General features: G+C 70.8%; 6 protein-coding genes. 5 read left to right on the top strand and 1 reads right to left on the bottom strand.

Going from position 1 to position 8443, the window contains the following annotated elements:
- Window positions 1-1016, bottom strand: a 1016-nt coding sequence (locus ABZY11_RS40630; protein ID WP_356483986.1) for an aldo/keto reductase, incomplete at its 3' end; no start/stop codon positions are given.
- A 167-nt stretch (window positions 1017-1183) separates the two neighbouring features.
- On the opposite strand from ABZY11_RS40630, the gene ABZY11_RS40625 reads away from it, so the two are divergent.
- The 5 genes from ABZY11_RS40625 to ABZY11_RS40605 form a co-directional block, all read left to right on the top strand.
- Window positions 1184-2152 carry a 2-hydroxyacid dehydrogenase gene (locus tag ABZY11_RS40625; RefSeq protein WP_356483984.1) on the top strand — a complete coding sequence of 323 codons (969 nt, stop codon included), beginning with the start codon at window positions 1184-1186 and terminating at the stop codon, window positions 2150-2152.
- A gap of 275 nt (window positions 2153-2427) precedes the next feature.
- Complete coding sequence (locus ABZY11_RS40620; RefSeq protein ID WP_356483985.1) at window positions 2428-5262, top strand: EAL domain-containing protein; 2835 nt, start codon at window positions 2428-2430, stop codon at window positions 5260-5262.
- A gap of 217 nt (window positions 5263-5479) precedes the next feature.
- Window positions 5480-7336 carry an acetolactate synthase large subunit gene (locus ABZY11_RS40615; RefSeq protein ID WP_356483983.1) on the top strand — a complete coding sequence of 619 codons (1857 nt, stop codon included), beginning with the start codon at window positions 5480-5482 and terminating at the stop codon, window positions 7334-7336.
- Between the two features lie 22 nt (window positions 7337-7358).
- Window positions 7359-7886 carry an acetolactate synthase small subunit gene (ilvN, locus tag ABZY11_RS40610; protein ID WP_072486863.1) on the top strand — a complete coding sequence of 176 codons (528 nt, stop codon included), beginning with the start codon at window positions 7359-7361 and terminating at the stop codon, window positions 7884-7886.
- Between the two features lie 101 nt (window positions 7887-7987).
- Window positions 7988-8443 (top strand): NAD(P)-binding domain-containing protein (locus ABZY11_RS40605; RefSeq protein WP_356483982.1); only part of this gene is annotated, 456 nt, incomplete at its 3' end.

Below are 8443 nucleotides of genomic sequence, written 5' to 3'. Positions count from 1 at the left end.
CGGACGGGCACTCGCGTCTCCGCGCTGAGCCTGGGCACGGCCACCCTGGGGTCGCGCTGGGGTCCGCGCTGGTCGATGGCCCCGGGCAGCCCGGCGATCTCCGCCAGATCCCGCGCGGTCAGGGTCAGCCCGGCCGCCCCGGCGTTCTCCACCGCCCACCGCTCCCGTTTGGTCCCCGGCACCGGCACCACATGCGGCCCCTGCCGCAGCACCCAGGCCAGCGCCACCTGCGCGGCACTCGCCCCGTGCCGCTCGGCGATCCGCCGCAGGCCGACGACCACCGGCTGGTTCGCCGCCATCATCTCCGCCGTGAACCGGGGATGCCGGGCACGCAGATCCTCGGGCTCGAAGCCCTGTCCGGGCGTCAGCGTGCCCGTCAGATAGCCGCTCCCCAGCGGCATCGCCGCCAGCAGCCCCACACCCCGCGCCGAACACCACGGCAGCAACGACTCCAGCGCCTCCGGCGACCAGACCGACAGCTCCGCCTGCACCGCGCTCACCGGGAAGACCTGCTGCACCCGGTCCAGCTGACGGATCGTTTCGTCGTACATCCGGGATCCCGCCCGGCGCGAAGCCCGCGCCCCGACCGCGCAGAGCCCGAGCGCCCGCACCTTGCCTGCGGTCACCAGCTCCGCCATCGCGCCCCAGGTCTCCTCGACCGGCACCTCGGGGTCGGCCCGGTGCAGCTGGTACAGATCGATCACATCGGTCTGCAGCCGGCGCAGCGAGGCGTCGCAGGCCCGCCGCACATATCCGGGACGGCCATTGGCCACGATGTGCTGGTCGCCCACCAGCAGCCCGCACTTGGTGGAGACGAACGCATCCGACCTGCGGCCCTTCAGCGCCCGCCCCACCAGCAGCTCGTTGGTGAACGGGCCGTACATGTCGGCCGTGTCGAGCAGCTGGACACCCGCGTCGAGCGCGGCGTGCACCGTACGCAACGCACGGTCACCGCGTTGCTGCGAGGCGCTGTACGCCCAGCTCATCGGCATGCAGCCGAGACCGACCGCGCCCACGGCGAGCGCCGCCGCACCGAGACTCCTGCGCTCCAACTCCCCGACCCTCCCCAGACCCGCCGCCGAACCGGGCCCATGCCCCGCCGTCGCGGGACCGCACCGCACCCCAAAGTAACCTCTGCCGCCCGCCCGTCCTCGCACGGCCTCCGGCGATTAGCCTCCTGACCATGACTTCGACGAAGACCCCCGACGTGACGAAGACGCCCGACGTATGGCTGCCGTTCCCGGCCGACGAGATCGATGGGCTCCCCGAGGGGCTCAACTACCGGTTCTGGAACGGTGAACCGGACTACCCCGCCGATCCCGCCGACTGCGCCTTCTACGTCGTGCCGTACATGGCGGGCGCCGAGGTCGCGGTCCGTCCGCTCGCCGGCATGACGGCCGTCCAGGTCGTGCAGACCCTCTCCGCGGGCATCGACCACGTCGAGCCCGCACTCGGCCGGCTGCCGGCCGGGGTGCGGCTGTGCAATGCCAAGGGGGTCCACGAGGCATCCACCGCGGAGCTCGCCCTCACCCTGATCCTCGCCTCCCTGCGCGGCGTTCCCGGGTTCGTCCACGGCCAGGACAAGGAGGAGTGGCGGTCCGGCTTCTACCCCGCGCTCGCCGACAAGTCCGTGCTGATCGTGGGGTACGGATCGATCGGCGCCGCCATCGAGGACCGGCTCGCGCCCTTCGAGTGCGCGCGGGTGACACGCGTCGCGCGTTCCGCGCGGACGACCGCACACGGCCCCGTACACCCGCTCGACGACCTGCCCGCACTTCTGCCCGAGGCCGATGTCGTCGTGCTGTCCACTCCGCTGAACCCGTCCACACGAGGTCTGTTCGGTGCGGAGTTCCTCGCCGCGATGCCGGACGGGGCGCTGCTCGTGAACGTCGCACGGGGCGGGGTCGTCGACACCAAGGCGCTGCTGCTCGAACTGGAGTCCGGCCGACTGCGTGCCGCCCTCGATGTCACCGACCCGGAACCGCTGCCCGCCGGCCACCCCCTCTGGCACGCTCCGAACGTCCTGATCACTCCTCATGTGGGCGGCAGCACCTCGGCCTTCCAGCCGCGCGCCAAGCGTCTGCTGGCCGGACAGCTGACCCGGTTCGCCGCGGGAGAACCGGTGCGGAACGTGGTACGCACCACCGGCTGACCACGCTGCGGATGCCTTCCGTCGCGCACAGTTCCGAACGGCTTCCAGGTCGTCACGGAGAGTAGAGGAACTATGTCCCTGAGTGACGAGTCTGGTGTATCGTCCCGAAAGGGGCGCTGCGCCGTGGAAGGGACGGCGCCGGGGAGGACGCGACACGCGAGGGGGCGACGGGCGATGTACGGCCGATGGGTGCACGATCCGACACCGCCGGGCAGCCGACGGGAACCGGCGGGGCGCCGGGTACGAGCGCACCCGACGACGCCGGGGTCGCCCCGGTGAGCGCGCCGGCCGACGCCCTCGGGGCGCTCCTCTCCCGGAGGTCGGCCGTGGACGGCGCATCCGCGCTGTTCTGGCAGATCCTTCTCGGCGCCGTCTGGGCCGCCTACGCCGTGGGAGCCGCCTTCGGCTGGGGTTCGAGGCAACTGGCGCTCGTCATGGGGGATTTCGGCCTCAGCGCGGCGGCGCTGGTCGCCGCCGTCTCCTGCTTCCGCTACGCGCGGGCCGGCTCCAGCCGGTTCCGGCCCGCCTGGCTGCTGTTCGCGCTCTCCTCGTTCATGGCCGCCGCGGGCAACGCGGTCTGGGGCTGGTACGAGGTGGTGCTCGGACTCCCGGTGCCCACCCCCTCCCTGGCCGACGTCTTCTTCCTCTGCTTCGCGCCGCCCGCCATCGTCGGGCTGCTCGTCCTCGCCAAGCGCCCCGTCACCAGGGCCGGCTGGCTCTGCCTGGCGCTGGACGCCTGGCTGATCGGCGGATCGCTCCTCACGATCTCCTGGAGCCTCGCCCTCGCCCACACCGCGCATCTGGTGGACGCCGAGGGCGCGAGCGTGGCCCGCGCGGCGCTGGCGCTGGCCTACCCGCTGCTCGACATCGTGCTGGTCTCCATGGTGCTGGCCCTGCACTTCCGGCGGTCCAACGTCAACCGCTCCGCGGTGAACACCGCCGTCGCCGCACTCGCCCTGACGGTCCTGTCCGACGCCCTGTTCACCTCACCGCTGCTGCGCCAGACCTACCACTCCGGCCAGATGCTGGACGCGGGCTGGTTCGCCGGCTCGCTGCTCCTCGCGTACGCCCCCTGGGGCGCCAACAGGGCCGCGGACAACGCTGTCCCGCCGCGGAGCACACAGCCCACCAGCCGCCCCGTCGCGGGATCGCTGGCCGCGCTGACGCCCTATCTCGCCGCCGCCGTCTGCACCCTCGGCATTCTCTACAACGCCGTCGAGGGCCGCCGGGTGGACCGCGTCGTGATCCTCACCGGCTGCACGGTGGCGCTCGCCCTGGTCGTCCGGCAGGGCATCATGCTCGTCGACAACATCGCCCTCACCCAGGAACTGGCGCAGAAGGAGAACCACTTCCGCTCCCTGGTGCAGGGCTCCAGCGACGTCATCATGATCGTCGCCCCCACCGGTGTGCTGCGCTACGTCAGCCCCGCCGCCGCCGGGGTGTACGGGCGCGAGGCCGAGGAGCTGGTCGGCGCCGAGCTGTCCTCGATCATCCACCCCGACGACCTGGGGCGGGTGGTCCACGAAGTGCGCCGGTTCCTCGCCGCCCCGCCGAGCGAGGAGCCCACCACCCGGATCGAGTGCCGCTTCAGATCCGGTACGGGCGACTGGCTCAATGTCGAATCCACGGTCAACCGCCATCAGGGCGGACTGATCCTCAACAGCCGCGATGTGACCGAACGGGTCCGGCTGCAGGCCCAGTTGCAGCACAGCGCCGAGCACGACCCGCTCACCGACCTGCCCAACCGGGCCCTGTTCACCAAGCGGGTCCGCCAGGCACTCGGCGGCCGCCGCTCCGGCGACTCCGGCACCGCCGTGCTCTTCATCGACCTCGACGGCTTCAAGGCGGTCAACGACCGCCTCGGCCACCAGGCGGGCGACGAGCTCCTCATCCAGGCCGCCCGCCGCCTCCACGAATCCGTCCGGGCGGGCGACACCGCGGCCCGGCTCGGCGGCGACGAGTTCGCGACGATCATCCTCGGCGACGGCACCCGCGACCAGTCCGCCCGGGAGTGCCAGGTCCACGAGATCGCCGACCGGCTGCGCCTCACCCTCTCCCAGCCGTACCGGATCGGCGCCGGCGAGGTCCGGGTCGCCGCGTCCATCGGGGTCGCCTTCGCCGAGCCCGGCATCACCCCCAGCGACCTCATGCGCAACGCCGACCTCGCCATGTACCGCGCCAAGGCGGGCGGCAAGGACCGCGTCGAGCTGTACGCCCCGCAGATGCAGGCCGATGTGGTGCGCCGCTCCGAGCTGGCGGCCCGGCTGCGCACCGCCCTGCGCGACGGCGAGTTCGCCCTGCTCCATCAGCCCGTCGTGCATCTCGCCACCGGCACGGTCGCCGCCGTCGCGGCCCAGGCCCGCTGGCGCTCCGCCCAGGGCATCCTGTTCACCCCGGCCGAGTTCCTCCGGGTCGCCGAGGACAGCGACCGCACCGCCGAGCTCGGCCGCTGGCTCCTCGAAGAGGCCGTCGAGCAGGCCGCAGACCGGGCCAGGGCCGGACACCCGGTCTCCGTCGCCGTGCGGCTCTCCGCCCGCCGGCTCCTCGACAAGGGCATGCCGTTCGGCTCCGTCGAGGCGCTGCTCACCCGGCACAGCCTGCCCTCCGGGGCCCTGATGATCGAGGTCGCCGACAGCGACCCCCGAATTTCCTTCGACGAACTGGAGCAGCGTCTCGTGGCCCTGCGCCGACTCGGTGTCCGCATCGCGCTCGACGGCTTCGGCAGCGGCTACGCCGCGATCAACGCCCTGCGCCGACTCCCCATCGACGTACTGAAACTGGACCGGGGGCTCGTCGAGGGAGTGGTGGAATCCGCCCGGCTGCACAAGATCACCAGCGGCCTGCTGCGGATCGCCTGCGACCTCGGCATGCAGTCCGTGGCCGACGGGGTCGACGTACCGGAGCAGGTCCTCGCGCTGCGCGCCATGGGCTGTACGCACGGCCAGGGAATGGCCTTCTCCGGGCCGCTCGACGAGTACCGGCTGCGCCGCGCCCTGGCCCGCGGAGAGTTCCCGGTGCCCGGCAGCGCCATGGCCCAGCCGGTCCTGACCGGCGGCTCGGTACCGCTCCTCAGCGGCTCACATTCTGAGACGCCCATCCCACCCACTTGACACGTCGAGTGCGTCGGAGAGAGGGTCATTGCCATGCGCACCCGAATTCTCGTACTTGGAAAGCGCGTCGGCTGAAGCAGAGTCCCTCCATGGCACTCTGCAGACCACTCCGACGCGCTCCCCTCGCTTGCCTCACGGCACGAGGGGTTTTTTGTTGCACCGGCACCACGCAAACTGACGCAAAACACCCGCAGAAACCCTCAGCTTCGAGAAGAGAATGCCGATGACCGAGCAGGCCACCGGGGCCCACCATCCCCAGCCGCGGGCCCGTAACGGCGGATCGTCCCCCGCCATCGTTGAGCACGTCACGGGCGCGCAGTCCCTCATCCGCTCCCTTGAGGAGGTGGGGGCCGACACGGTATTCGGCATTCCCGGCGGCGCCATCCTTCCGGCGTACGACCCGATGATGGACTCCACCCGGGTCCGCCACGTCCTGGTCCGCCACGAGCAGGGCGCCGGACACGCGGCCACCGGTTACGCGCAGGCCACCGGCAAGGTCGGCGTCTGCATGGCGACCTCGGGCCCCGGCGCCACCAACCTGGTCACCCCGATCGCCGACGCCCACATGGACTCCGTCCCGCTGGTCGCGATCACCGGCCAGGTGGCCTCCAAGGCGATCGGTACGGACGCCTTCCAGGAAGCCGACATCTGCGGCATCACCATGCCGGTCACCAAGCACAACTTCCTGGTCACCAAGGCCGAGGACATCCCGCACACGATCGCCGAGGCCTTCCACATCGCCTCCACCGGCCGTCCGGGACCGGTCCTCGTCGACATCGCCAAGGACGCCCTGCAGGCGCAGACCACGTTCAGCTGGCCGCCGACCCAGGACCTGCCCGGCTACCGCCCGGTCACCAAGCCGCACGCCAAGCAGATCCGCGAAGCCGCCAAGCTGATCACCCAGGCCAAGCGCCCGGTGCTGTACGTCGGGGGCGGTGTCATCAAGGCGGGGGCCACCGCCGAACTGAAGGTCCTCGCAGAGCTCACCGGAGCGCCCGTCACCACCACACTGATGGCGCTCGGCGCATTCCCCGACAGCCACCCGCTGCACGTCGGAATGCCGGGCATGCACGGTGCGGTCACCGCCGTCACCGCGCTGCAGAAGGCCGACCTGATCGTCGCCCTCGGAGCCCGCTTCGACGACCGCGTCACCGGCAAGCTGGACAGCTTCGCCCCGTACGCCAAGATCGTCCACGCCGACATCGACCCCGCCGAGATCGGCAAGAACCGCGCCGCCGACGTCCCGATCGTCGGGGACGCCCGTGAGGTCCTGGCCGACCTGGTCCAGGCCGTCCAGGCCGAGCACACCGAGGGCCACGTCGGCGACTATGAGGCCTGGTGGAAGGACCTCAACCGCTGGCGCGACACCTACCCGCTCGGCTACGACCTGCCCGAGGACGGCAGCCTCTCGCCGCAGCAGGTCATCCAGCGCATCGGACAGCTCGCCCCCGAGGGCACGATCTTCGCGGCGGGCGTCGGCCAGCACCAGATGTGGGCCTCGCACTTCATCCAGTACGAGCAGCCCGCCACCTGGCTGAACTCCGGCGGCGCCGGAACGATGGGATACGCGGTCCCGGCCGCGATGGGCGCCAAGGCCGGCATGCCGGACCGTACCGTCTGGGCGGTCGACGGCGACGGTTGCTTCCAGATGACCAACCAGGAACTCACCACCTGCGCGCTCAACAACATCCCGATCAAGGTCGCGATCATCAACAACGGTGCGCTCGGGATGGTCCGCCAGTGGCAGACCCTGTTCTACAACCAGCGGTACTCCAACACCGTGCTGCACTCGGGCGCGGACACCGAGGGTGTTCCGGCGAAGGGCACCCGCGTCCCGGACTTCGTCAAGCTGTCCGAGGCCATGGGCTGCTACGCGATCCGCTGCGAGGACCCGGCCGACCTGGACAAGGTCATCGCGGAGGCCAACTCCATCAACGACCGCCCCGTCGTGGTGGACTTCATCGTCCACGAGGACGCCATGGTGTGGCCGATGGTCGCCGCGGGCACCTCCAACGACGAGGTCATGGCCGCCCGCGGGGTCCGTCCCGACTTCGGCGACAACGAAGACGACTGAGAGACAGAGAGAGACCGACTCCATGTCCACCAAGCACACGCTCTCCGTCCTGGTCGAGAACAAGCCCGGTGTCCTCGCCCGGATCACCGCCCTGTTCTCCCGCCGCGGCTTCAACATCGACTCGCTCGCGGTCGGTACCACCGAACACCCCGACATCTCCCGCATCACCATCGTCGTGAGTGTCGAGGACCTGCCCCTGGAGCAGGTGACCAAGCAGCTCAACAAGCTGGTCAACGTCCTGAAGATCGTCGAACTCGAGCCCTCCGCTGCGATCCAGCGCGAGCTCGTCCTGGTGAAGGTCCGCGCCGACAACGAGACCCGCTCCCAGATCGTCGAGATCGTCCAGCTGTTCCGCGCCAAGACCGTGGACGTCTCCCCGGAGGCCGTCACGATCGAGGCGACCGGCGGCGCCGACAAGCTGGAGGCCATGCTCAAGATGCTGGAGCAGTACGGCATCAAGGAGCTGGTCCAGTCCGGCACCATTGCCATAGGGCGCGGCGCGCGCTCGATCACCGACCGTTCGCTGCGCGCCCTCGACCGTACGGCCTAGCCGCCACCCCCCTCGCCGCTCGTATGGCGAGACCCGAAAACGTATCTGACGCACCCCGCCGTACGGTGGGAAGCAACACCTGCACACCAAGGAGAGACCCAGTGGCCGAGCTGTTCTACGACGACGATGCCGACCTGTCCATCATCCAGGGCCGCAAGGTCGCGGTCATCGGCTACGGCAGCCAGGGCCACGCCCACGCGCTGTCGCTGCGTGACTCGGGTGTCGACGTCCGTGTCGGGCTGCACGAGGGCTCCAAGTCCAGGGCGAAGGCCGAGGAGCAGGGCCTGCGCGTGGTGACGCCGTCCGAGGCCGCCGCCGAGGCCGACGTCATCATGATCCTGGTCCCGGACCCGATCCAGGCCCAGGTCTACGAGGAGTCCATCAAGGACAACCTCAAGGACGGCGACGCGCTGTTCTTCGGTCACGGCCTGAACATCCGCTTCGACTTCATCAAGCCGCCGACCAACGTCGACGTCTGCATGGTCGCCCCCAAGGGCCCGGGCCACCTGGTCCGCCGTCAGTACGAGGAGGGCCGCGGCGTTCCGTGCATCGTGGCC

Source organism: Streptomyces sp. NPDC006510 (assembly GCF_040611955.1).
Classification (GTDB): domain Bacteria; phylum Actinomycetota; class Actinomycetes; order Streptomycetales; family Streptomycetaceae; genus Streptomyces.
Note: the sequence above shows the minus strand (reverse complement) of the source record. Positions and strands in the feature narration are given on the sequence as shown.